At 64.2% G+C, this 21318-nt stretch carries 24 protein-coding genes; 8 read left to right on the top strand and 16 right to left on the bottom strand.

Annotated features, from left to right (window positions below; all coding sequences use genetic code 11):
• Positions 1-50: 50 nt before the first annotated feature.
• The 5 genes from ACREBX_RS02990 (at position 51) to ACREBX_RS02970 (ending at position 3149) form a co-directional block, all read left to right on the top strand.
• The gene (locus tag ACREBX_RS02990; RefSeq protein ID WP_431560271.1) at positions 51-476 is read left to right on the top strand and encodes a hypothetical protein; all 426 of its coding nucleotides are present in this window, start codon (positions 51-53) and stop codon (positions 474-476) included.
• Between the two features lie 11 nt (positions 477-487).
• Positions 488-973 carry an NUDIX domain-containing protein gene (locus ACREBX_RS02985; protein ID WP_431560270.1) on the top strand — a complete coding sequence of 162 codons (486 nt, stop codon included), beginning with the start codon at positions 488-490 and terminating at the stop codon, positions 971-973.
• A gap of 394 nt (positions 974-1367) precedes the next feature.
• A complete protein-coding gene (locus ACREBX_RS02980; protein ID WP_431560269.1) occupies positions 1368-2060 on the top strand; it encodes a DsbA family oxidoreductase in 693 nt (230 codons plus the stop codon).
• Positions 2061-2115: 55 nt separating this feature from the next.
• Entirely contained in the window at positions 2116-2436 is a 321-nt protein-coding gene (locus tag ACREBX_RS02975) for a hypothetical protein (protein WP_431560268.1), read from the top strand.
• Positions 2437-2573: 137 nt separating this feature from the next.
• Positions 2574-3149 carry a thermonuclease family protein gene (locus tag ACREBX_RS02970; protein ID WP_431560267.1) on the top strand — a complete coding sequence of 192 codons (576 nt, stop codon included), beginning with the start codon at positions 2574-2576 and terminating at the stop codon, positions 3147-3149.
• Here ACREBX_RS02970 and ACREBX_RS02965 read toward each other — a convergent pair.
• Entirely contained in the window at positions 3146-3919 is a 774-nt protein-coding gene (locus ACREBX_RS02965) for a hypothetical protein (RefSeq protein ID WP_431560266.1), read from the bottom strand. The two genes, ACREBX_RS02970 and ACREBX_RS02965, sit on opposite strands and share 4 nt — an antisense overlap.
• 138 nt (positions 3920-4057) lie before the next feature.
• Here ACREBX_RS02965 and ACREBX_RS02960 point away from each other — a divergent pair, with 138 nt between their 5' ends.
• Entirely contained in the window at positions 4058-4297 is a 240-nt protein-coding gene (locus tag ACREBX_RS02960) for a DUF2171 domain-containing protein (RefSeq protein ID WP_056368769.1), read from the top strand.
• Between the two features lie 284 nt (positions 4298-4581).
• On the opposite strand, the gene ACREBX_RS02955 is transcribed toward ACREBX_RS02960, so the two are convergent.
• The 3 genes from ACREBX_RS02955 to ACREBX_RS02945 form a co-directional block, all read right to left on the bottom strand.
• Positions 4582-5076, bottom strand: a complete 495-nt coding sequence (locus ACREBX_RS02955) for a hypothetical protein (RefSeq protein ID WP_431560265.1) — start codon at positions 5074-5076, stop codon at positions 4582-4584.
• A 159-nt stretch (positions 5077-5235) separates the two neighbouring features.
• Positions 5236-5403 carry a hypothetical protein gene (locus ACREBX_RS02950; protein ID WP_431560264.1) on the bottom strand — a complete coding sequence of 56 codons (168 nt, stop codon included), beginning with the start codon at positions 5401-5403 and terminating at the stop codon, positions 5236-5238.
• A 76-nt stretch (positions 5404-5479) separates the two neighbouring features.
• Positions 5480-5614: a hypothetical protein gene (locus ACREBX_RS02945; RefSeq protein WP_431560263.1), complete on the bottom strand. Its 135-nt coding sequence runs from the start codon at positions 5612-5614 to the stop codon at positions 5480-5482.
• Positions 5615-6110: 496 nt separating this feature from the next.
• Between ACREBX_RS02945 and ACREBX_RS02940 the strand changes: the two genes are divergently transcribed.
• Complete coding sequence (locus ACREBX_RS02940) at positions 6111-6587, top strand: hypothetical protein (protein ID WP_431560262.1); 477 nt, start codon at positions 6111-6113, stop codon at positions 6585-6587.
• A 96-nt stretch (positions 6588-6683) separates the two neighbouring features.
• Here ACREBX_RS02940 and ACREBX_RS02935 read toward each other — a convergent pair whose 3' ends face one another.
• From ACREBX_RS02935 to ACREBX_RS02895, 9 genes are all read right to left on the bottom strand, one after another.
• Complete coding sequence (locus ACREBX_RS02935) at positions 6684-7010, bottom strand: GIY-YIG nuclease family protein (protein WP_431560261.1); 327 nt, start codon at positions 7008-7010, stop codon at positions 6684-6686.
• Positions 7011-7274: 264 nt separating this feature from the next.
• Positions 7275-8168, bottom strand: a complete 894-nt coding sequence (locus ACREBX_RS02930) for a NaeI family type II restriction endonuclease (RefSeq protein WP_431560260.1) — start codon at positions 8166-8168, stop codon at positions 7275-7277.
• Positions 8165-9118, bottom strand: coding sequence for a DNA cytosine methyltransferase (locus ACREBX_RS02925; RefSeq protein ID WP_431560259.1), 954 nt, complete (start codon positions 9116-9118; stop codon positions 8165-8167). The genes ACREBX_RS02930 and ACREBX_RS02925 overlap by 4 nt, the downstream gene beginning before the upstream one ends.
• A 66-nt stretch (positions 9119-9184) precedes the next feature.
• The gene (locus ACREBX_RS02920; protein WP_431560258.1) at positions 9185-9418 is read right to left on the bottom strand and encodes a hypothetical protein; all 234 of its coding nucleotides are present in this window, start codon (positions 9416-9418) and stop codon (positions 9185-9187) included.
• Between the two features lie 126 nt (positions 9419-9544).
• Entirely contained in the window at positions 9545-10609 is a 1065-nt protein-coding gene (locus ACREBX_RS02915) for a ribonucleotide-diphosphate reductase subunit beta (protein WP_431560257.1), read from the bottom strand.
• 28 nt (positions 10610-10637) lie between these two features.
• Positions 10638-10823: a hypothetical protein gene (locus ACREBX_RS02910; RefSeq protein WP_431560256.1), complete on the bottom strand. Its 186-nt coding sequence runs from the start codon at positions 10821-10823 to the stop codon at positions 10638-10640.
• Between the two features lie 28 nt (positions 10824-10851).
• Positions 10852-12804, bottom strand: coding sequence for a ribonucleoside-diphosphate reductase subunit alpha (locus tag ACREBX_RS02905; RefSeq protein ID WP_431560255.1), 1953 nt, complete (start codon positions 12802-12804; stop codon positions 10852-10854).
• Positions 12805-13522: 718 nt separating this feature from the next.
• The gene (locus tag ACREBX_RS02900; RefSeq protein ID WP_431560254.1) at positions 13523-15814 is read right to left on the bottom strand and encodes an EAL domain-containing protein; all 2292 of its coding nucleotides are present in this window, start codon (positions 15812-15814) and stop codon (positions 13523-13525) included.
• A gap of 114 nt (positions 15815-15928) precedes the next feature.
• Positions 15929-17671 (bottom strand): acyl-CoA dehydrogenase, encoded by a 1743-nt coding sequence (locus ACREBX_RS02895; RefSeq protein ID WP_431560253.1) that lies wholly within the window; start codon positions 17669-17671, stop codon positions 15929-15931.
• Between the two features lie 51 nt (positions 17672-17722).
• Here ACREBX_RS02895 and ACREBX_RS02890 point away from each other — a divergent pair, with 51 nt between their 5' ends.
• Entirely contained in the window at positions 17723-18670 is a 948-nt protein-coding gene (locus tag ACREBX_RS02890) for an L-threonylcarbamoyladenylate synthase (protein WP_431560252.1), read from the top strand.
• 36 nt (positions 18671-18706) lie between these two features.
• Here ACREBX_RS02890 and ACREBX_RS02885 read toward each other — a convergent pair whose 3' ends face one another.
• The 3 genes from ACREBX_RS02885 to ACREBX_RS02875 all read right to left on the bottom strand — a co-directional run bounded on the left by ACREBX_RS02885 (position 18707) and on the right by ACREBX_RS02875 (position 21111).
• The gene (locus ACREBX_RS02885; protein ID WP_431560251.1) at positions 18707-19609 is read right to left on the bottom strand and encodes a DMT family transporter; all 903 of its coding nucleotides are present in this window, start codon (positions 19607-19609) and stop codon (positions 18707-18709) included.
• Positions 19610-19817: 208 nt separating this feature from the next.
• The gene (locus tag ACREBX_RS02880) at positions 19818-20597 is read right to left on the bottom strand and encodes an SDR family NAD(P)-dependent oxidoreductase (protein WP_431560250.1); all 780 of its coding nucleotides are present in this window, start codon (positions 20595-20597) and stop codon (positions 19818-19820) included.
• Positions 20598-20607: 10 nt separating this feature from the next.
• Positions 20608-21111: a thioredoxin family protein gene (locus tag ACREBX_RS02875; RefSeq protein WP_431560249.1), complete on the bottom strand. Its 504-nt coding sequence runs from the start codon at positions 21109-21111 to the stop codon at positions 20608-20610.
• Positions 21112-21318: the final 207 nt, after the last annotated feature.

The raw sequence follows: 21318 nt of genomic DNA, 5'->3' as shown, positions 1-21318 counted from the left end.
TTGCACTTTTTGCCCCGATGCCGCAGCCTGCCGGCAAATTGGGGAGAAGAATGATGGTCAATTGGGTCTTGCGCGGCGCCGTCCTGCTGTGGGCGCTGTTCTTCGTCATCGTCGGCGCGCGCGGGTTGTTCGATCCCGCGAGCTATACCGAGACCTTTGGCATATTGGTCGAGGGCCCGGCCACGAATACGATCCGCGCCGACCTGTCGGCCTTTTTTCTTGTCGCCGCAGGCGCCGCCGCGATCGGCGCGCTGGTGCCGGGCTGGCTGCGCGCGCTGCTTGTGCCCGCTGCGCTTTACGGGACGGCGCTCGCCGGTCGGTTGTTCGGGGTCGCGAGCGGCGATCCCGTTAATGCCGGCATCGTGCAGGCGATGATCATCGAGGCGCTGACCGTGTTGCTGATGGTTGGTAGCTGGTGGGTGTTGTCGCGTCCGGGCGCTGCGGTCGACAACGCGGTGCCCGTCGACGCAGGATAGCGGGCGATCCGATGACGTTCGCCGATAGCTATCTTGGAAAGCTGCGGTCGCTCGTCGGGAGCCGCTGCCTGCTCGTTCCGGGCGCGCGCGTCGTGATCGTCCGGGGCGATGGATCGATCCTCCTGCAACATCGAAGCGATTTCGACATGTGGGGTCTTCCCGGCGGAAACGCGGAGGAAGGCGAAGATCTGACGGAGGTGGTGGTCCGCGAGACGCTTGAGGAGACAGGACTTCGCATCCGAAATCCGGTGCCCTTCGGCTTCGGCAGCGATCCGGAATATGAGACGGTACGCTTCCCGAATGGCGATATTTGTCAGTTCTTCGTCATGATGTTCTACGCCACCGAATTTGACGGCGATATAACCGCCGACGGCTCGGAAACGCTGGATCTGTTATGGTTTCGCCCGGACAACCTGCCCCCGATGCTTGAGAATATGCGCCGAAGTATCGAGGCTTATGCCGCTTTTGAGAAGAGCGCGTCATTTCAGATGATTTGATGATTGGACAAGCCGAGGGGTGTGCGCGCGCCAGACAGGCACCGAGCAGCAGGTTTCGACCGGTAGCGGCCGTTCCCCTTCCAGATTTCGGATGGCCGCTTTCCACCATAGAGCCAACTTGCTCACAAACGGCGGATTTCCGGCGTTACTTGTCTTCTTAACCATTTTATGAGTTACTGTTTTCCGGGTCGCTTCTGTTTTCCTTTGTGGTGGGGAGGAAGCGTATGGCAAGCGATGAGGATAAGAGGGCAAGTTCGGAGCGGCGATCGAGTGACCGCCGAACGACAGAAGACCCGAATTACAAAGGGCCGGATCGTCGCAAGGGCGATCGGCGAACGGGCAAGGATCGCCGCTCCGACTGAGCGCGGCGACGCGCGCCGACAGGAGAAGAAATTTGACTGAACCGCGCGTGCCGCGCCTGAGCGTCGACATCGTGTCCGACGTGATGTGCCCGTGGTGCATCATCGGCTGGCTGAAATTCCGGAAGGTCATGGACCATTTTGCGGGCCGGCTGGATTTTCGCGTGCAGTGGCATCCGTTCGAGCTCAACCCCGACATGCCGGCGGAGGGCGAGGACGCCGGAAGCCATGTGATGCGCAAATACGGGATCAGCGCCGAGCAGAGCCGCGCGAACAGCGGCAAGATGGCGGGGGTCGCCGCCGACCTCGGCTTCGCCTTCAATCGCGGGCCGGAGTTCCGGATGCGCAACAGTTTCGATGCGCACCGCCTGCTGACATGGGCGGGCGCGCTTGAAGAGCCTGAGCAGGATACGGCGACGGGCGTGCAGACCGCGCTGAAGCTCGCGTTGTTCTCCGCGCACTTCACCGACAATCGCGATGTCGGCGACCATGAAGTACTGGCCGATGTCGCGGCGTCGGTGGGGCTCGACCGCGACCGTGCGGCGGCGATCCTGGCGTCGGGCGAGTTCGGCGAGATGGTACGCACCGAGGAAGCCTATTGGGCCGACCAGAATATCACCGGGGTGCCCGCCTTCATCCTCGGCGGGCGGATGCTGATCCCGGGCGCGCAGGATCCCGAGGTTTTCATTCGCGTGATCGAGACGAAAGTGCTTGCGGCCGCCGCCTGAGGAACGGCCGCGCGATCCCGCGCGTTTCCCGGCTACCCCCTGAAAGGAGCCGGCCATGATCGACGATTCCCGCAAAGCAGATGCCCAAGCCGACGAAGCGCCCGAAGCGCGCAATCGCGAGCAGGACGACGAGGATGCGCAGGCGCAGAGCGTCGCCGAAGCGGCGCGGCGCGACCGCCCGCAGGAAGACAGCGACAAGGTCAGCCGCGGCGACGACAGCGACGATGTGCAGGATCTGGTCGATCATATGAACCAGATGGAGCGGTCGGGTGTGATCGACATGGACGCGTATCGCGGCGAACGCAGCGACGACGACGAGGATGACGAGCTGGGCCCCGGCGGGGTCGAGGACGACGAGCCGCGCGGGGCGCCTTGATCCGGCGTGAGCTATCCCGAGAGTTATGTGTGCTAATCGGAAACGGCGCCGCGACGGACGCGTTTGAACATGGTCGTACGCCATAGTGGAGCCGCCTCGTTGGGATTTTGCTAAGCCTCCAGCGCTAGGGTCGCGGTATGTCCGGACCCGATTTTCACTATCCGAGGCGCCGTATCGCTCGCCGCCGCAGGCCGGTGCGCAGCCGGCGCACCGTCCGATCGAATCTGTGGCTGGCACCGGTGATGGCGGTCGCCTTCGTCGCCGCGCTCGCGACCTTTCAGCGCTTTCCTGGCGGAGCCGAGGCGGTGTCCGCGCCCATGGCATCCTTGTTCGCGGGCGGCGAAGGCGCAGCGGTGCGCGACGCGCTGTCGGCGCGCTTCGCGCTCTGCCACAGCGGCGGCGGCCGTAATTGCGTTGTCGATGGCGACACCTTCTGGTTCGCGGGCGACAAATATCGCATCGCCGACATCGATACCCCCGAAACGCATCCTGCGCGCTGCGCCGAGGAGGCGGCGCTCGGCGATGCCGCGACCGAACGGCTCCGCGCCTGGCTGAATGCCGGCGCCTTCAGTCTGGAAAGCGCCGGGCGCGACACCGACCGCTACCGCCGCAGCCTGCGCATCGTCACGCGCGGCGGGACGAGTGTCGGGTCGGTGCTGGTCGCCGAGGGGCTGGCGCGGCCATGGGAGGGACCGCGGCGCCCCTGGTGCTAATCGTTCGGGACGGCGGCTTCGGCCTCTTCGGTCGCCACCTCGGCTGCGTCGGCTGCCGCATCGGCCGCGGCTTGGGCTTCGTCAGCCGCTTCCTCGATGGTTCCGTGTTCCGCCGGAGGGAGTTCGATCGAGCCCTTCAGCGGGGCGTTCGGTCCAGCGAGCTGGCGGTCGATGTCGGCAGCGATCAGCTGTGCGACCGGATCGTCACCGAGCGCGCCGAGTTCGTCGCGGCGTGCGGTCAGCGCAGCGATGCGGTCCTCATCGGGCAGCCTCGCGACCTCGATGTAGAAACGCACCGCCTGCAGCCAGGGGGCGTCGTCGGTCAGCACATCTTCGGCCCAGCGGCTGAACGGGCCGCCCGCCGCGTGCCAGGCGCCGTCCTGCCGATCGAGGAAGAAGAGCACGCGCGATCCGCGCGGAAAGACGTAGCGGACGCATGCGCCGGCAAGGCTTTGCGGATGCGCGTCCCTGAGGTCATAGGGATTGCTGAGCTGCATGTCGGCGTCGGTCGCGATCATCGCGGGCAAGGCGATCGGCGCGTTCGGCATCGCGCCCTTGAGCGCCGCGACGGGCTCGACCGCGATCATCTGCTCCGGCGTGCTGTCGGGTTCGAAATCGCCCGCGGTCACGGTGCCGAGCAGGATGAGGTCGGCGCTCTCGACGAGCTCCATATTGGTCGGCACGCGGTAGTCCGGTGCGACCGAGCAGGCAAGGACGGGGAGCGGCGCGGCAAGAAGCGCGGCGGCAGCGAGCAGGGGAAGGGGGCGCATGGCGGGAGGGTAGCGGGGCGGCCGCCGTATGGGAAGCGGCGCGGCTTTCGGTCGCTCTACCTTAGTATAGGGACCCGACTCGATTTCTGTGCGTATGATGCAAAAGCTCCCCCCTCCGGAGCGGCAAGGAGAATGACCATGGCAGAGCATGACCATAGCGCGATCAAGGAAGGTCTGAATGTTGTCGGCGCGGACGGCGTCCACATCGGCACCGTCGATCATCTCGACGGCGAACGCATCAAGCTGACCAAGGCCGACAGCGGCGACGGCAAGCATCATTATCTGCCCGCGGGTCTGGTCGCGGCGGTCGAGGGCGACACGGTACGCCTGTCGGCGAACGCTGCGAACGCGGTCGACCTGTTCGAAGAGGCCGAATAGGCTTGAAGCGATAACAGAGGGCCGGCGGCGCAATCGGGCGCGCCGGCACCGAACTGGCCCGTCCCCTCCCCTGGGGCGGGCCATTTTCATATGCGGGCGGGTGCAGCAAAAAAGCCCCGCGCGGCCTAACGACGAAAGGGAGCCGGTGTCCCGGCTCCCTCCCCGATCGCTGGCGCGATGCGGTCTCTCGATTTTCTAGGGTGGGGAGCCGAGTGCACCCGGCTCCCCCCAGCGCGGCCACGTCCCTTTTTGCAAGGGGTCGCCGCGGCTTGTCTTGTCCCGTATCAGCGCGATTCGATCGCCGCTGCGGTGCGCGCCTGGATTTCGGCGCTCGACAATTTGGTGACGAGGCCGTGGGTCGCACCCACCGCGCCATGATATATCTGGGCGATCGGTACATTGTAGAGCTTGCCGCCGCGGATCACGACCGCGGTGTCGCCCTCGACGCTCTGCACCGTGCCGACGCTGTTGCCGCCGGTGTCGTAAAGCTCGGCGCCCGCGCGCACCTGTTCGCGCGTCGCGAGGGTCAGGTTGGCGGCATCGACCGTCTTGCCGACCGCGCCGTCGACCCGGTCGACGGTGCCGCCGACGGGGTTGGTGACGCCATCGACCGCGGCATCGACCGCGCCGCCTTTCAGCCCGACCTTGCCGACGAGATTGACGTTGGCGCTGCCGTCCGGAGCGAGCTGGGCGGGGGCCGGCGCGGGCGCGGTCTGGGCGAGCGCGGGGAAGGCGAGGAGGGCGGGGGCGACCGTCAGAAGGGCAAATGCTTTGCGCATGTCTGTCTCCGTCGTGGGACCTGGGGTCAGGCATCGGCGCGCCCCGCGGGGGGGAAGGGGGCGGCGCCGATGCCTTGACCGGAGAAACCTGTGTAATGTCCGATTGTTGCACCGCTCGCGGCCGATTGCGATGGACCGCCGCCCGCGCGCGACGAGTGGCTAATGCGGTTGCGGACGCGACGGTTTTCCGGGCGGCGCGGCGATCAGTTTGTTGAGCGTCGCGAGGCGCCGACGCGCCGTGGTCCAGTCGCGTTCGGGGTGCGCCTGGATCTGATCGAGGAGGACGCGAACCTCCTTGCGGCGATCGCCTTCGGTTACGGTCTGCATGGGCTTTCTCCTTTCGCGCCGGAGTATAGCAAGGATCGGGCGCGGCGGGGGGCGGTCCGTCGTGCGGCCGGGGCGGTTAGTCCGGCCCGGACGCCGCGTCGTTGCGCTCATCCTGGCGCACCTGTTCGCGCGCGCGCTGGCGGGCGATTTTGCGGTCGTGGCTGTTGTGGCGCAGGAACGCAATGGTGACGATAGCCGCCGCGGCCAGCAACAGGATCAGGCCATAGGCAATGAGGGTTCTGGTCTCGATGATCTCGACTCCGCGGGCGCAGCCGTGTTGCGCCGCAATAATTACGGATGCTTCGCGCTTAGGTTCCCTTTGGCGCCACGAGAGCGGGAGAATTGGGCGTGCCGAAGCGTGGCCAATCCGGGGGGGCCGTAACTTGTCAAACTTGTCACCTCTTCGCGTCCCGGAACAAGGCGTTGGCGAGGGGGATGGCGGAGCGAAGATCGCAAAGGTCGCCCACGGAGCGCCCGGACCAAAGGTCGCAAAGGTCGCGCGCGCGTGCGATGTTTCGCGCGGCGGGGCGGCTGCGGATTTCAACGGTTCAAAGAGCGAGGGGCGCAAGGCTGGCACGCGGCGGCAATGTAGGAAAGGGGCGCGCGGTCCTATTTCGCACCGGCGCGAAAGCGCACGAGCCGGGGCGGGGTAGCGCGGCGGGGCGGCGATGCCTATCTAGGCCGCGATGACGGACAGGGACCGGAAAATGGTAGTGGTGGCCCGGCTGCGCGCCGCGCCCTTGGTGGGGTGGCAGTTCGCCTGCGCGGTGCTGCTCGGCGTGCTCGCGGTGCGGCTCGACTGGGGCGGCGATCCGCTCGATGCGTTCTGGAACATGGTGTTCGGGCAGCCGCTGCGGCTGCTCGGCATCGCCGCGGTGCTGAGCGTCTGGGCCTATATGATCGGCATGTGGCGGCGGCGCGGCGATTATGTGCGCCACGACGGGGTGACGCTCTATCGCGGCGCGAGCGCAAAATGGCCGCTGGCGCTGGTGCGCGACGTGGTGGTGGCGCGCGGCAATATGGGGCAGGGTTCGCTCCGGCTGGTCGTCGACGACGACAGCGAGGTCACGCGCGAGCTGGTGAAGCTCTATATGCTCGAAGGCCCGCCCGAGGTGGTGCGCGACGGCGTGATGTTCGCGGTGGCGCGTGTGGGCGGGGTGATGCGGCCGGTTACGGTGCATTGAGGGGAGAGGGCGTGACACGCCCCGGCCACTTTTTCCCTTTCGTCACCCCGGACTTGATCCGGGGTCCATGCAACGGCCCTAGGAATGGATCCCCGATCAAGTCCGGGATGACGATGGAAGAGGAGGCAGCCCCAATTCCTCGGCCAAATCGTGCCACTCCGGGTTCGCCGCCTCGATCAGCTCGATCTTCCACTTGCGCTGCCAGTTCTTGATCTGCTTCTCGCGCGTGATTGCGGCGTGCATCGTCGCGGCGAGTTCGAACCAGACGAGCGTCTTGACGCCGTAGCGCGTGGTGAAGCCTTCGAAACTGCCGCCCCGATGCTGGCAGACGCGCTGGATCAGGTGCGAAGTGACGCCGGTGTAGAGCGTGCCGTGCCGCGCGCTGGCCATGATATAGGCGCAGGGCTGAAAGTCGCGGTGCATGGGGTGGAGGCCAGGGCGGCGATGGACCCCGGATCAAGTCGGACGAGTCACGTGCTTCGTCCGAGGGTGACGAAGATTAGGTCATCCCGGACATTTCTTTTCTTCCCTCGCGCCTCGTTATGCCGGACTTGATCCGGCATCTATTTGTCGCTGCGAGGGCGGTTAATTGGGGGTTATTGCATCTGTTACCGTAATTCCACCCCGTAATTCCACCGCAATTCGTCATCGTAATTCCAACGGCGCAATGGGCTATCGTCGCACGCCTCAGTCAATATGATTGGCGGACCTTAGCATCTGCGCTTCGGCATCGTCTTTTGGACGGTAGGACATAAATTCACGATAGCCAAATTTCAGTCCGAGCGCTTGCATCAATTCGCGGTCATTTTCCGAATACAAGACAGCGATACCTTTCGGCGCCAGAAAGTCGCGCGCTCCGCCCCCTCGACGGATTCGGCGCATGGGATCGTCTTGTGCGGCAACGGCAATGATCTGGACACGGGAGATGGCGACTTCCTGATAATGCTCAAATAAGAACGCCACCTTTTTACTGCCGCCGCCAGCCTGCATGATGTCGTCACGGTCCTGCGCATTCACATGCAACCAGAAATTCGGCGTGTAACTGAAATCGGACACGAGCCACCAAATGTTCTTCCGACCCTCGGCAGAGAACGACGTCTTTTTATCCTGATTCTTGCCGACCCTGAGATAGCCCGGACGCGCTCTGACAAGCCCGACGGCGCATTTCGAAAGCACCTCGTTGACCCTTAGCACGATGCAAAATCGATCGATCGCCTCTCGCGGAATCATCCAGTCCGATTTGCCTTTGGTCGTCGATTTGACATCGACCTCCCGACCTTCGATCAGCAGGTCGAGAACGATCCCGCGCGGCACCTGTAGCCAGTCTCTAAGCAGATTCTCGAACTTTGTTCCGAGATATGTCTTTTCGGTCTTTTCCAGATCGTCGAGAAAGAATCGGCCCGTTCTTGCGGTATCGATCACTTCGTCGATCGCAGAACGGAAGAACGAACGGAGCTTTTCCTCGAACAGCTCCTTGCTTTTGACGGCCTGTATCAGATCGGCTTCAAGGGCCGCGAGGTCGTCATGGTCGATGTGATTTGCCGGTAATGGCCTATAGCCATTATCGGACAACAAGCTCACGCAGCCCGCACGAGAAAATGCTTCTGGACCGACAGCGCAATATTCAGATTCTTCGCCACGGCCTTTGCCACCGGCGGCGGGAAGGCGTTGCCGACCTGGCGGTAGCTGGTGGTTTTGCCGCCGTGGAATTGCCAGTTGTCAGGAAAGCCTTGCAACCGTGCGACCATGCGCACCGTAAGACGTGGCGTACCCACGAAATCGGGTCCGGGGGCTTCGTTGAACAGGCTTTTGCCTTCGACGCCCAAAGTCGCCCATGCGGTTCGGGCGCGGGTAGGGCCGAGGTCGGGGCCGCCATGTTTCTTTGAGCCGCCGACGATAGTCGGGGCAATGTCGTTGGCGCGCTTTGCCCAAGCCTGTGCCCCGAGCCAGCCGTTTTCGCCCATTAGGTCGACCAAAGTTTCACCAACAGTTGGCGGGTTGTGCGGGTTGGCGGTGGGCCAATCGAATGCATCGACGTAGTCTTTCCGGACCGCCACTATTACCACGCGCGGTCGCAACTGCGGCACACCGAAATCGGATGCGTTGAGCAAGCGCCAGTCGGTCTTATAGCCCAATTTCTCCAACTGGCCCTTCAACCCGTTGCGATAATCCTCAAATACCGCCGACAGGAAGCCACGGACATTTTCGATCATGATGGCCTTGGGCCGCATTTCGTCAATCAGCCGGATCGCAGCGGGGAACAGATTGCGTTCGTCCCGTTCCCCCAATTGCTTGCCGGCCATCGAAAAAGGTGGGCACGGCAAACCGCCGGCGAACATATCGATCCCGGCAAAAGACCGTCCGTCAAAAACGTTCATATCGGCGCAGCGCACGTCCCAATTGGGACGATTTAGCCGCAAGGTGGCAGCATAATCTGGTTCAATTTCGACCACTGCCGAGTGGCGAAACCCGGCTTGCTCTAAACCAAGAGCTTGGCCACCTGCACCAGCACAAAACTCGATAGATTGCATGACTTTCCTCCTGCTCAGCGCAGGCTATGTTCTTGTTACGTTCGCGTCAATCCCTGACGCTCAATCTCAAACCGAAAACCCCCCAGCGTTCCGCCGGTTCGAGTTCGCCGCCAGCACCTTCTTGCCCTGCGGGGTCAGCGCCCATTTGGCGCCCTGTGCGACCACCAGTCCCAGCGTGACGAGTTCGTCGCGGGCGGGGTCGGTGGGGAGTTGGGGGCGGCGGTTGGCGATGCCTTCCAAGCTGGCGCGCTGGGGCTGGCTGAGGATCATCAGTTTGAGTTTGGGTTTCTTGTCGGTCATTGTCTTTGCCTTGTTCTGATTATTGGGCGCGGGCCTGTCGCTTGATGCTGCAGGCCCACCCCGCTGCGACTAGCGGGCAAGCCCGCAAGTCTCGCTGCCCCTCCCGCTTGCGGGAGGGGGTTATGTTTACTCGGCGGCGATGCCGGCTTGTTTGAACATGTCTTCGCCGTCGGCTTCGGCGTCGTTGACCGGCGCGGCGTCTTCGCTGTTCTTGGCTTTCTTGCGGTTGTCGAAGCTCGACCAGACGGTGTTCCACTCGCCGCGCGTCGCGCCCTTGCTGTATTCGGTCGCGCGCGTTTCGAAGAAGTTGGCGTGCTCGACGCCGTTGAGGAGCGGGGCGAGCCAGGGGAGCGGGTGTTCGTCGATCATGTAGATCGGCTGGAACCCGAGCTGGCCCAGCCGCCAGTCGGCGATGTAGCGGATGTAGCGCTTGATTTCCTTGGGCGTCATGCCGGGGACGGGGCCCTGTTCGAACGCGAGGTCGATGAACGCATCCTCGAGCCGCACCGTTTTCTGGCAGGTGTCGATGATGTCTTCCTTCACCGCCTTGGTCAGGCAGTCGCGTTCCTTGGTGAAGGTGTGGAACAGCTTGATGATGCCTTCGCAGTGGAGGCTTTCGTCGCGGATCGACCAGCTGACGATCTGGCCCATGCCTTTCATCTTGTTGAAGCGCGGGAAGTTCATCAGCATCGCAAAGCTGGCGAAGAGCTGGAGCCCCTCGGTAAAGCCGCCGAACATCGCGAGGGTGCGTGCGATATCCTCGTCATTGTCGACGCCGAACTGCTGCATATAGTCGTGCTTGGCGCGCATCTCGTCATATTCGAGGAACATGCCATATTCGCTTTCGGGCATGCCGATCGTGTCGAGCAGGTGCGAATAGGCGGCGATGTGCACGGTTTCCATGTTGCTGAACGCGGTCAGCATCATCTTGATCTCGGTCGGCTTGAACACGCGGCCGTATTTGTCGTGGTAGCAATCCTGCACCTCGATATCGGCCTGGGTGAAGAAGCGGAAAATCTGGGTGAGCAGATTGCGTTCATGGTCGCTGATCTTTTGCGCCCAGTCGCGGCAATCCTCGCCCAGCGGCACTTCCTCGGGAACCCAATGGATCTGCTGCTGGCGCTTCCAGAAATCGAACGCCCACGGATATTCGAAGGGCTTGTAGGTTTTGCGGGCTTCTAGCAACGGCATGGCGGTTACACTCCAGAAATTCGGACGGTCACAGGGACCGTAGCATGGGCATCACGCCGGCGAGGACGAACCCCGTACCGGCGATCATGAACAGGAGGCCCGAGAGCTTGCTCTTTTTCGCTCCGGGCTCTTCGGCTGCCTTGCGCGCGTGCGCCGTCATCGCGGCACTGAGCGCGAAGAAGACCGCGGCGAGCGCGATGTATGTGACGTTCACATTCATCGCGTGATCTCCGCGCGGCACATCATTGGCACGCCAGACACTCATCATAATCGGTCGTCGCGAGCTCGTACACCGGGGCTTCGGCGGTGTTGTCGGCCTCGACCCCGCCCGCGAAGCCGGCGCGCTGGACCGATTTCGAGCGGAGATAATAGAGCGATTTGATGCCGAGTTCCCACGCGCGGTAGTGGAGCATGAGCAGGTCCCATTTCTCGACGTCGGCGGGGATGAACAGGTTCAGCGACTGCGCCTGATCGATATAGGGCGTGCGGTCGGCGCTGAGTTCGAGCAGCCAGCGCTGGTCGATCTCGAAGCTGGTCTTGAAGCAGTCCTTTTCGTCGACGCTCAGGAAGTCGAGGTGCTGGACGCTGCCGCCCTTTTCCAGAATCGAGTTCCAGATATTGTCGCTGTTCTTCGCCTTGTCGACGAGCAAAGCTTCGAGGTGCGGGTTGCGGATCGAGAAGCTGCCCGAGAGCGTCTTGTGGGTGTAGATGTTCGCCGGGATCGGCTCGATGCACGCGCTGGTGCCGCCGCAGATGATCGAAATCGACGCGGTCGGCGCGATCGCCATCTTGCAGCTGAAACGTTCCATCACGCCCTGATCGGCGGCGTCGGGGCAGGGGCCGCGTTCCTTGGCGAGCAGCATCGACGCCTGGTCGACCTGCGCGCGGATATGCTTGAAGATGCGCAGGTTCGACGATTTCGCCATCGCGCCTTCGAAGGGCAGGCCGCGCGCCTGCAGGAAGCTGTGGAAGCCCATGACGCCGAGGCCGACCGAGCGTTCGCGGCTCGCGCTATATTTGGCGCGCGCCATTTCGGGCGGGGCGCGCTCGATATAATCTTCGAGGACGTTGTCGAGCATGCGCATCACGTCTTCGATGAAGACCTTGTCGCCGTTCCATTCGTCCCAGGTTTCGAGGTTCAATGACGAGAGGCAGCAGACCGCGGTGCGATCGTTGCCGAGATGGTCGCGGCCGGTGGGGAGGGTGATTTCCGAGCAGAGGTTCGACGTGGTGACCTTGAGGCCGAGATCGCGGTGATGCTTGGGCATCATGCGGTTCACCTGATCGATGAAGATGATGTAGGGCTCGCCCGTCGCGAGGCGCGTTTCGACGAGCTTCTGGAAGAGCGAGCGCGCGTCGACGGTGCTGCGGGTGCTTTGATCCTTGGGCGAGCGGAGGCTGAATTCCCTGCCGTCGCGGACGGCTTCCATGAACTCGTCGGTGATGAGGACGCCGTGGTGGAGGTTCAGCGCCTTGCGATTGAAGTCGCCCGAAGGTTTGCGGATTTCGAGGAACTCCTCGATCTCCGGATGGCTGATGTCGAGATAGCAGGCGGCCGAACCGCGACGGAGCGAGCCCTGGCTGATCGCGAGGGTGAGCGAGTCCATCACGCGGACGAAGGGAATGATGCCGCTGGTCTTGCCGTTGAGGCCGACCGGCTCGCCGATGCCGCGCACGCTGCCCCAATAGGTGCCGATGCCGCCGCCGCGCGAGGCGAGCCAGACATTCTCGTTCCACGTCTCGACAATGCCTTCGAGGCTGTCGGGGACCGAATTGAGATAGCAGCTGATCGGCAGGCCGCGGCCGGTGCCGCCGTTCGAGAGAACGGGGGTCGCGGGCATGAACCACAGCTTCGAGATATAATCATAGAGGCGCTGCGCGTGGTCCTGATCGTCGGCATAGGCCGACGCGACGCGCGCGAAGAGATCCTGATAGGATTCGCCGGGAAGCAGATAGCGGTCCTCGAGCGTTTCCTTGCCGAAGTCGGTGAGCAGCGCGTCGCGGTCACGCACGGTGACGATGTCGAATCGACGCGCGTGAACCTTGGCCTCGCTGCTGTCGTTGAGCTTGGCCGCGGGCGCCGCATCGGGAGCCGATTCGCCCTTCGCTTCAGGCGCTGCAGGAGCTTCATTCTTCGTCAGTTCCACCGTCGCCACGTCGCTCGTCTCCACCCGTTCCGTTTCCCGAAAATCCATCTTATTCGCCCCCGATCTGAACGCGCACCCGGTGCGCTTTGTTCCTGTCTTGTTCGACTCAGGGCGAAGCCCCGGTCTTAGCATCTAAACCTGTCCCCGTGGGCACTTATTTTGGGCGCAAGGAGGGTTTTTCCGTGTCCATATGGGATGGACGACGGAAATCCGCCACTTGCAGCCGAATACTATTTCTTGGGGTGCCCCCGTGTTTGACCCACCACCTATAGTGCCACGTCGGCGCCGCGATGCAAGACGGTAAATGACAGATCGGGGACTCAACTCGTCGATAATTTGATTCGTCTCGTCGCGGCTGATGCACGAGCGCGAGGCGTCGCGCCAGCCTTTCCGCGGGTTAGCGCGCGGATTGGCAGAAACGCATCAAAAAGCGAATTTTTCGAGCGGGAAGACCGGCGAGAAAGGCGGCACCGGTGACGCCGTTTCGATGTGGATCGCCATAACGGCAAGCGATCATCCCGGCGACCGCGCGGGCTCCGGGCAAAAAGAAAGGGCCCCGGCGATGCCGGAGCCCCTCCTGAAACTTGTTTCTTGCTTAGGCCTGGCCGCCAGCACTGTCCGTGCCGGTGCCGCCCATCCACCTGTAAAACCAACCCATCTCAAATCTCCTGTCGGCACTGCCCACAAAGAACAGTTAACGGAGCGTATACCTTAATTAGTAAGGTAAATCGAGTCTTAACTATAAGCATTACCGCCAGTTTGGCAGTTATGCGGTGCGGTTCTGGGGAGTGGCGGCGAGCGTTGCGGTCAGCTCGGAAAACAGTTGAGGTTTTCCAAGATGATAGCCCTGGCCGACATCGCAGCCGAGGCTGGCTAGAAGTGCCATGGTTTCGGCGTCTTCGATGCCTTCGGCGACCGCGACGGCGCCCAGACGGTGCGCGAGGTCGATCGTCGATTTGACGACTTCGAGGTTCCGCTGCGAATCGCGCATGGTCATCACGAATCGCTTGTCGATCTTGATTTCATCGGCTTCGATCTCGGTCAGATATTCGAGGTTCGACTGGCCGGTGCCATAATCGTCGATCGACAGGCGAATGCCGGTGCGGCGGAGCCGCGCGAGCGTCTGGCGCGCCTGGCGGCTGTTTTCGATCTGCGCCGTCTCGGTGATCTCGATCGTCAAACTCTCGGGGGGCAGGTGGTGCGCGGTGAGCATCACGCGGATCGTGCCGACGAGGTCGCTGTGGTCGAGCAGCGTCGCCGAAAGGTTGACCGACATGTTGATCGGAAGCCCGCGTTCGCGCAGCTGCGCCGCCGAGCGGATCGCCTGATCCATCACGAACAGCGTGAGGCGATAGATGTCCTGGCTTTTTTCGGCCTGGACGATGAACTCGTCGGGCGGGATCGGGCCGCGCGTCGGGTGCGTCCAGCGTGCGAGCGCCTCGACCCCGACGAGCCGCCGCGTCGCGATTTGATATTGCGGCTGGAAGGCGACCCAGATGTCGCCGCCGGTCAATGCGTCCTCGAGCTGCGAGTGGAAGCTCAATTGCCAGCCCGCATCCTCTTTCTGGCGCGAGGTGTATTTGGTCCATAGCGAGCGCGTGCGGATCGCGCGCTCGGCCGCAACGAGGGCGGCGGCGAGGCGCTGCGCATTCGACCCTTCGAACTCGTCGTTGACCCCGAAGGCGATCGCGACGTCGACGCGCAGCTCGCCGATCGTCAGTGGCGCGTTGAACAGCGCGGCAAGCCCCGCGAGCTGGCCCTCGATCTGGCTGTGCTGATAATAGGGGACGAGCCAGGCGAAGGTGCCGTCGAGATCGTGGTGCAGCGTCGTGCCCTGCGAGGCGAGTTGGAGACGGCGCGTGACCTGTTCGACGAGCTTGCCGATCCCGTCGCCCGGGATGAAGGCGGCGAGATCCTCGAAATTGACGACCTTTGCCGCGACGACGGTCGCGCTGCCGAAGGGAGGCAGCGACCGCAGCGCCTCGAAATTGGGCAGACCCGAGACCGGGTTTTCGCGTTGCGCCGAAGCGCGGCGGCGGGAGCGCGACACGTTGGCGGCGATTGCGGCGATGAAGAATAGCGCGGTGCCGATCCACGAAGTGACGAGCATGGTGCCGAGGAAGACCTTGCCGCCGATGAGGATGACCGTCGTGCCCAAGGCGATCGGAGCGAAGGCGCGCTGAAAGCGCGGGAGCAGTGCCAGCCCCGTCGCGGCGACAGCGAATAGCAGCGGAGGAATCCAACCGATGTCGATGGGATTTCCGCGCTTCAGCGTTTCCGCGGCGATGACGTGAAGGAAGCCACCGGGAATGCGATTATGCCCCGGCAGATAGAAATAATCCTGAAAGCTGGGCGCGGTCGGAGCAAAGATCACATCCTTGCCAGCCAGTTCGCGCATGCCCACCTTGCCCGAAAGCAGATCAACTGCGCTATACTTCGGGATTGTCCGGGTGTCGTAGCCGAGATCGAGGCGAAAGCTTTTCGGCGTATCGCTATGCCGGCCGGCAATGATCGCGGCAAATGTCGGAAGCAGCTGCCCTTCGGCGCGATAAGCGATCGGAGCGCTCCAGACCTGCCAGAACTCGCTTTCAATGGCGATGCTTGCCATCGGCACATCGGGGCCGAATTGCTTGCTGGGAAAGGTGGTAACTTTTTCGTCGCTGCCGGGAACCTGGCGCGTCGAGACGGCGAGCACCACGCGGTCGCCCATATTCCTTACTGCATTGACGAATAGCGGGAAGTCGCGGTCTGCCTCCCGCCGGTCGAAATAGAAATCGATCAGAAGACGCTTGGCGCCGGCCCGGTTGGCGGCATCGACCACATTGGCATATTGCGTCATCGAAAAGTTGCGGTTGGGCGATTGCGCCATTGTGCGCTCGTCGAGCGCGACGACAACGACCTGCCCGGTAACCGCGCGATTGGCGAGACGGCCGACGACCATGTCGAGCACCCGGTCGGCGATTTCGCCAGCCGACGAAATGCCCACCGCCAGCGCAATCAGCAGCGACAATGCGATCGTTCGCCAGCTGATGATCAGACTTTTGACCGGGATGGGCACGCACGTCTCCAGCAATTGCCGGTCGTGCGTAGCCTCAGATGGTTATCATCGCGTTAATTATGAATGAAATCCTACGCCGGGCGATCGGGCGCAAGGCGCAGGATTTCGGTCAATTCAGGCGATTGCCGGCAGCGGTTCGAGCGCCGCATCGCCGGCGAGCGCCGAGGCGGCGAGGCCGGTCGCCGCGGGGACGATCTGTTCGAGGTAGAAGCGCGTCGAGACGATCTTCGCTTCGAGGAAGGCGCGGTCGCCATTGCCTTCTTCCAGTGCGGTGCGCGCCGCCTTGTGCTGGATCGCCATCAGCCAGCCGCACGTCGCCGTCGCAAGCATGGTGAGATAGGGATAGCTGCCCGCGAGCCGGTCGCCGGTGTTCGCGCCGATCATCCAGTCGGTGACTGCGCGGCACGCGCCCGCAAGCTGCTGTAACTCGGGGACATCGGCGGCACCCTGTGCGATATCGTCGATGAGGCCGCGGACGAGATCGCCGCCCGCCATGCCGAGCTTGCGCCCGACGAGGTCGGCGGCCTGGATGCCGTTGGTGCCTTCGTAGATCGGGGCGATGCGCGCGTCGCGATAATGCTGCGCGGCGCCGGTTTCCTCGATGAAACCCATGCCGCCATGGACCTGGATGCCAAGGCTCGCGACCTCGCAGCCGATGTCGGTCGCGTGCGCCTTGACCAGCGGGATCAGGATGTCGGCGCGCATCGCGGCGGCCTCGTCGCCCAATTTGCCGAAGTCGATCTGCGCCGCGGCATAATAGGTGAGGGCGCGCGCAGCCTCGGTCTGTGCGCGCATCCGCCACAGCATGCGGCGGACGTCGGGGTGCTGGTCGATGGTAACGGGGGTGCGGTCGGGCGAACCCGCGAGCGACGACTGGACGCGCTCTGCGGCGAAGCGCTGCGCCTGCTGCGTCGCGCGCTCGCCGATCTGGATGCCCTGGCAGCCGATCATCAGGCGGGCGTTGTTCATCATCACGAACATCGCGCGCATGCCGCCCATTTCGTCGCCGACGATCTCGCCAAGGCAATCCTCGTCCTCGCCATAGACCATCACCGCGGTCGGCGAGCCGTGGATACCGAGCTTGTGCTCGATCGACGCGCATTGGACGCCGTTCGAATGCGCGGGCTTGCCGCCTTCATCGAGGCGGTATTTGGGGACGAGGAAGAGCGAGATTCCGCGCGTCCCCTCGGGCGCGCCGGGGGTGCGCGCGAGGACGAGGTGGACGATATTGTCGGTGAGGTCATGCTCGCCGAAGGTGATGAAGATTTTCTGCCCCTTGATCCTGTAGAGGCCGGCATGTTCGCCCTCGGTGACCTTTTCGGCGACCGTGCGCAGTGCGCCGACGTCACTGCCGACGGCGGGCTCGGTCAGGTTCATCGTGCCGTTCCACTCGCCGGTGATCAGCTTGGGCAGCCATCTCTGGCGCTGGTCCTCGGTGCCATAGGCCATCAGCGCGTGGATCGCGCCGGGGGTCAGGATGCTGCAGAGCGAAAAGCCCATGTTGGCGCTGCCGAGCGCCTCGATCACCACCGTGGCGAGGGTGAAGGGCAGGTCCTGTCCGCCATATTCGCCGGGGCCGTCGATGCTGCCCCAGCCCGCCTCGACGAACTGTTTATACGCACCCTTGAAGCCCGGAGGCATGGTGACCTTGCCATTGTCCCATTTGGGGTTCTGCGTGTCGCCGACGCGGTTGAGCGGGGCATACACCTCGGCGGCGAAATCGCCGATCCCGGTGACGATCGCCTCGACCATGTCGGGGGTCGCGGCGGCGAATTTGTCGTGCGCGGCCATCGCGTCGACGCGCGCGATATGGCGCAGGACGAAAAGCTGTTCGGTGGTCGGCGGCGTATAGGTCATGGGCTGGGTACTTTGCTGGTGAATATCGTTGCGCGGGCGCTATAGCGCGGCATGGCCGATGCCTCAAAGTCCACAATTGTACTTCCGTTCGATAGCGCAGCTATCGCCGACGCGGTGGCGCTGGTCGCGGCGGGGCAGCCGGTCGCGGTGCCGACCGAGACGGTCTACGGCCTCGCCGCCGACGCGCGCAACCCGCAAGCGGTGGCGCGAATCTATGCCGCGAAGGGGCGGCCCGATTTCAATCCGCTGATCGTGCATGTGCCGGACCTTGCGGCGGCGGAGACGCTGGGCGTGTTCGGTGCGGTCGAGCGGGCGCTGGCGGCGCGCTTCTGGCCGGGGCCGCTGACGTTGGTCGTGCCGCGCACGTTGGATTGTCCGGTGGCGAGCATCGCGACGGCGGGGCTCGATACGATCGCGCTGCGTGTGCCGGGGCATCGCGCGATGCAGGCGTTGCTGGCCGAAACGGGCGCACCGCTCGCTGCGCCGAGCGCCAATGCGAGCGGTGGGGTGAGCCCGACGAGGGCAAGTCATGTGCTGGCGAGCCTCGACGGGCGGATCGCGTTGGTGATCGATGACGGGCCGACGACGGCGGGCGTGGAATCGACGATCGCGCGAGTGAAGGACGGCGCGGTCGAGATACTGCGGCCGGGGCCGGTGACTGTGGACATGCTGGCGGCGGCGAGCGGGCTTGCGGTGTCCGGGGTGAAGGGTTCGAAGATTGTCGCGCCGGGGATGCTCGAAAGCCATTATGCGCCGGGCAAGCCGGTGCGGCTGGGGGCAAGCGAGTTTGCGAGCGACGAATATGGTATCGGGTTCGGCGCGGTTGCGGGCGACTATGATCTGAGCGCCTCGGGCGATCTGACCGAAGCGGCGGCACATCTGTTCGATGCGCTCCACGCCGGGGCCGCAAGTGCCAAGCCGAAGATTGCGGTGGCGGCGATCCCGTTCGAGGGGCTGGGCGCGGCGATCAATGATCGGCTGGCAAGGGCGGCGGTTTAACTTCTCCCCTCCCTCTTGCGGGAGGGGATGATTAAGTCACGCCGCCGCGGGCTCGATGGGGTCGCCGTGCGGCGCCTTGCGCGCGACGATCAGGCAGGCGGCGACGATGAGCAATGCGCCGGCGAAGGTCGGCAGCGTGACGGCTTCGTCGAAGAAGAACCAGCCGAACAGCATCGCCCAAAGGAAGCCCGTATATTCGGTCGTCGCGAGGATCTGCGTCTCGGCGCGCGCATAGGCCCAGCTTAAAAGCAGCAACGAGGTGGTCGCGAGGATCGCGGCGCCGAGGATGTGCGGCGCGTGGCTCGCGTCGGGCACGGCGAGGAACCAGGGCGCGCCGAGCGTGAGGATCGCGGCGACGAAGAAATTCTGGAAAAAGGCGATCTCCATCGGCTCGGCCATCTTCGCCTGTCGCCGCGCGAGGATGAGGTTGTAGGCGTAGAAGATCGCCGAGAGGAACACTGCGCCGACCGCGAGCAGCGCCTCGCCCGAATAGTCGCTGCCGCCGAGTTTCCCCGCGACGATGACGAGTACACCGCAAAGGCCGAGCGCCGACGCCGCGATCGAACGCGGGCCGATCTTTTCGCCGAGGAAGATCGCGGCCATGTAGAGCGCCATCAGCGGCGCGACGAAGGCGAGCGCGATCGCTTCGGCCATCGGCAGCCGTGCGAGCGCCCAGAAGAAACTGAGCGCCATCCCCGCGACGAACAAGGAGCGCCAGGCGTGGATCCGCATCGTCGCGCGATCGGGCATTTTCGGGCGGCTCAAGAAATAGAGCGTGCCGGCGACGAGCGTGCCGGTGCCGGTGCGCCAGAGCACGGCGTTGTAGGCGCCGATGTCGATCGACAGCCCCTTCATCAGCACATCCATCGCCGAAAAGGTCGCGATGCCCGCGCAGGCGATCAGGAAGGGGATGACGGGGGAGGGCGAATCGGGGCGCATCGCCCGCCTCTAGCGGAGGGGTTCTCCCTTGCACAATGAAACGAAGGCGCGCAGCATCGTCTAGGTTATTGGGTGGCGTGGGGCCATGACGAAGCCGAGCAAGTTCTGAGCTGCTCGCGCGGTACGAAGCGGGCGCCAGCGAGGCGGACCTGATGCGCATGCCCGAGGGGCCGCCGTCGGGAATTCCCGATGCGCACGGGATGACCGTCTAGCGGAAGGTCGCCTGACCCGCGCCGTCGATGTTGAGTTTCTGGCCCGAGCAATAGCTGTTCGCATCGCTGACGAACCAGACGACCGCCGCGGCGACGTCGGCGGGGACGGCGACGCGGCCGAAGGGCATTTTGGCGTCGAGGTGGTGGATGTCCTCGTTGCCGGTGATCGCGCGCGAAAGCTTTTCGCCCATGTCGCTGACGGTGAGCGCGGGAGCGACGATGTTGACGCGGACGCCGTTCGGTAATTCCTCTTTGGCGAGTGCGTAGGCGAGGGCTTCGCTGGCCGCCTTGGCCATCGTGTAGGGCGCGCCGTTTGGCGAGTGGGTGTAGGTCGCGATACTGGAGATGATGATGATGTCGCTGCGCTTGTGGGTGCGCAGCTGCGGCAGCGCGAGGCGCGACAGGCGGTGCGGGCCGGCGGCGTGGACGGCGAAGAGTTTGTCGACTTCCTCGGGGCTGGTGTTGGCGACCGACAGCCCGCGGCTCGCGATGCCGGCGTTGTTGATCAGGATCGACAGCGGGCCGAAGTCGGCCTCGACCGCGGCGACCATCGCGGCGCAGGCGGCCTCGTCGGCGACCGACGCCTGATAGGCTTTCGCCTTGCGGCCGAGCGCCTCGATCGCGGCGACGGTTTCGGCTGCCTCCTGCTCGCCGCGGGTGTAGTTCACCGCGATGTCGGCGCCCGCTTCGGCGAGGCCGATCGCGATGCCGCGGCCGATGCCGCGCGAGGCGCCGGTGACGAGCGCGACGCGCCCCGCGAGGTTCATCCCGGCCATATGTCTCTCCCTAACCCATCAATTCATCATAGATGTCGTCGTCGCTCCGGCTCGCGGCGTTGCGCCATTTGGGGGCAGTTTTGCGGTTGAGGACGGTGCCGTTCGCATCGAGGATCGCGACGGTCGGCGTGCCCTTGATCCGGAAGCCAAAACGCCCGGGCACCTCGGGGTTCCGGCCCATGCCGTCGACATGCGGCATGCCGATGTCGGCGAAGACGATTTCGTAGCGGGCGCGCACCGGGGCGAAGCGGTCGGTGGCGATGAGGTTGGCGAGCCAGGCGCTGTCGTGGCACGTGTTGGTGCCCATGATGAGGAGGACGCGCTTGCCCGATTGCGCCGCGGCGGCCAGCGCGGCGTTGATCGCGGCCAGATTGTCCGTGTCGGGGTCGAATGCCTCGGTCTTGTAGGGCTCGGTGACGCCGGCGATTGTTCTTTCGGCGCTGGCGTGGGCGGCAAAGACGGGCGTGAGAGCGGCAAGCGAAGCGGCCAGAAGGAGCGCGGTGCGGCGGATCATCGTGCGACGATAGCAGGGGGCAGAAAAGCCTCAAGCCCCTCTCCTTCAGGGGAGGGGCGGCGAGACTTGCGAGCTTGCTCGCTAGGACCAATCGACATTCAGCCCATGGCGGTCTGCAAATGGCAATTTCCCGTGCTTCCGGTGCTCACGTACCAGATGTACGCTGCGCTCCGGGTCACGGAAAACCACCATTTTCGACTCACCCTG

The organism is Sphingopyxis sp., assembly GCF_050725655.1.
GTDB lineage: Bacteria > Pseudomonadota > Alphaproteobacteria > Sphingomonadales > Sphingomonadaceae > Sphingopyxis.
Note: the sequence above shows the minus strand (reverse complement) of the source record. Positions and strands in the feature narration are given on the sequence as shown.

Bases quoted from the DNA above. Each gene is read 5' to 3' on its own strand.
- ACREBX_RS02990 (WP_431560271.1), top strand. From the start codon at position 51: ATGATGGTCAATTGGGTCTTGCGCGGCGCCGTCCTGCTGTGGGCGCTG.
- ACREBX_RS02985 (WP_431560270.1), top strand. From the start codon at position 488: ATGACGTTCGCCGATAGCTATCTTGGAAAGCTGCGGTCGCTCGTCGGG.
- ACREBX_RS02975 (WP_431560268.1), top strand. From the start codon at position 2,116: ATGATCGACGATTCCCGCAAAGCAGATGCCCAAGCCGACGAAGCGCCC.
- ACREBX_RS02970 (WP_431560267.1), top strand. From the start codon at position 2,574: ATGTCCGGACCCGATTTTCACTATCCGAGGCGCCGTATCGCTCGCCGC.
- ACREBX_RS02965 (WP_431560266.1), bottom strand. From the start codon at position 3,919: ATGCGCCCCCTTCCCCTGCTCGCTGCCGCCGCGCTTCTTGCCGCGCCG.
- ACREBX_RS02960 (WP_056368769.1), top strand. From the start codon at position 4,058: ATGGCAGAGCATGACCATAGCGCGATCAAGGAAGGTCTGAATGTTGTC.
- ACREBX_RS02955 (WP_431560265.1), bottom strand. From the start codon at position 5,076: ATGCGCAAAGCATTTGCCCTTCTGACGGTCGCCCCCGCCCTCCTCGCC.
- ACREBX_RS02950 (WP_431560264.1), bottom strand. From the start codon at position 5,403: ATGCAGACCGTAACCGAAGGCGATCGCCGCAAGGAGGTTCGCGTCCTC.
- ACREBX_RS02940 (WP_431560262.1), top strand. From the start codon at position 6,111: ATGGTAGTGGTGGCCCGGCTGCGCGCCGCGCCCTTGGTGGGGTGGCAG.
- ACREBX_RS02935 (WP_431560261.1), bottom strand. From the start codon at position 7,010: ATGCACCGCGACTTTCAGCCCTGCGCCTATATCATGGCCAGCGCGCGG.
- ACREBX_RS02925 (WP_431560259.1), bottom strand. From the start codon at position 9,118: ATGCAATCTATCGAGTTTTGTGCTGGTGCAGGTGGCCAAGCTCTTGGT.
- ACREBX_RS02920 (WP_431560258.1), bottom strand. From the start codon at position 9,418: ATGACCGACAAGAAACCCAAACTCAAACTGATGATCCTCAGCCAGCCC.
- ACREBX_RS02915 (WP_431560257.1), bottom strand. From the start codon at position 10,609: ATGCCGTTGCTAGAAGCCCGCAAAACCTACAAGCCCTTCGAATATCCG.
- ACREBX_RS02905 (WP_431560255.1), bottom strand. From the start codon at position 12,804: ATGGATTTTCGGGAAACGGAACGGGTGGAGACGAGCGACGTGGCGACG.
- ACREBX_RS02895 (WP_431560253.1), bottom strand. From the start codon at position 17,671: ATGACCTATACGCCGCCGACCACCGAACAGCTTTTCGTCCTGCGCCAT.
- ACREBX_RS02890 (WP_431560252.1), top strand. From the start codon at position 17,723: ATGGCCGATGCCTCAAAGTCCACAATTGTACTTCCGTTCGATAGCGCA.
- ACREBX_RS02885 (WP_431560251.1), bottom strand. From the start codon at position 19,609: ATGCGCCCCGATTCGCCCTCCCCCGTCATCCCCTTCCTGATCGCCTGC.
- ACREBX_RS02880 (WP_431560250.1), bottom strand. From the start codon at position 20,597: ATGGCCGGGATGAACCTCGCGGGGCGCGTCGCGCTCGTCACCGGCGCC.
- ACREBX_RS02875 (WP_431560249.1), bottom strand. From the start codon at position 21,111: ATGATCCGCCGCACCGCGCTCCTTCTGGCCGCTTCGCTTGCCGCTCTC.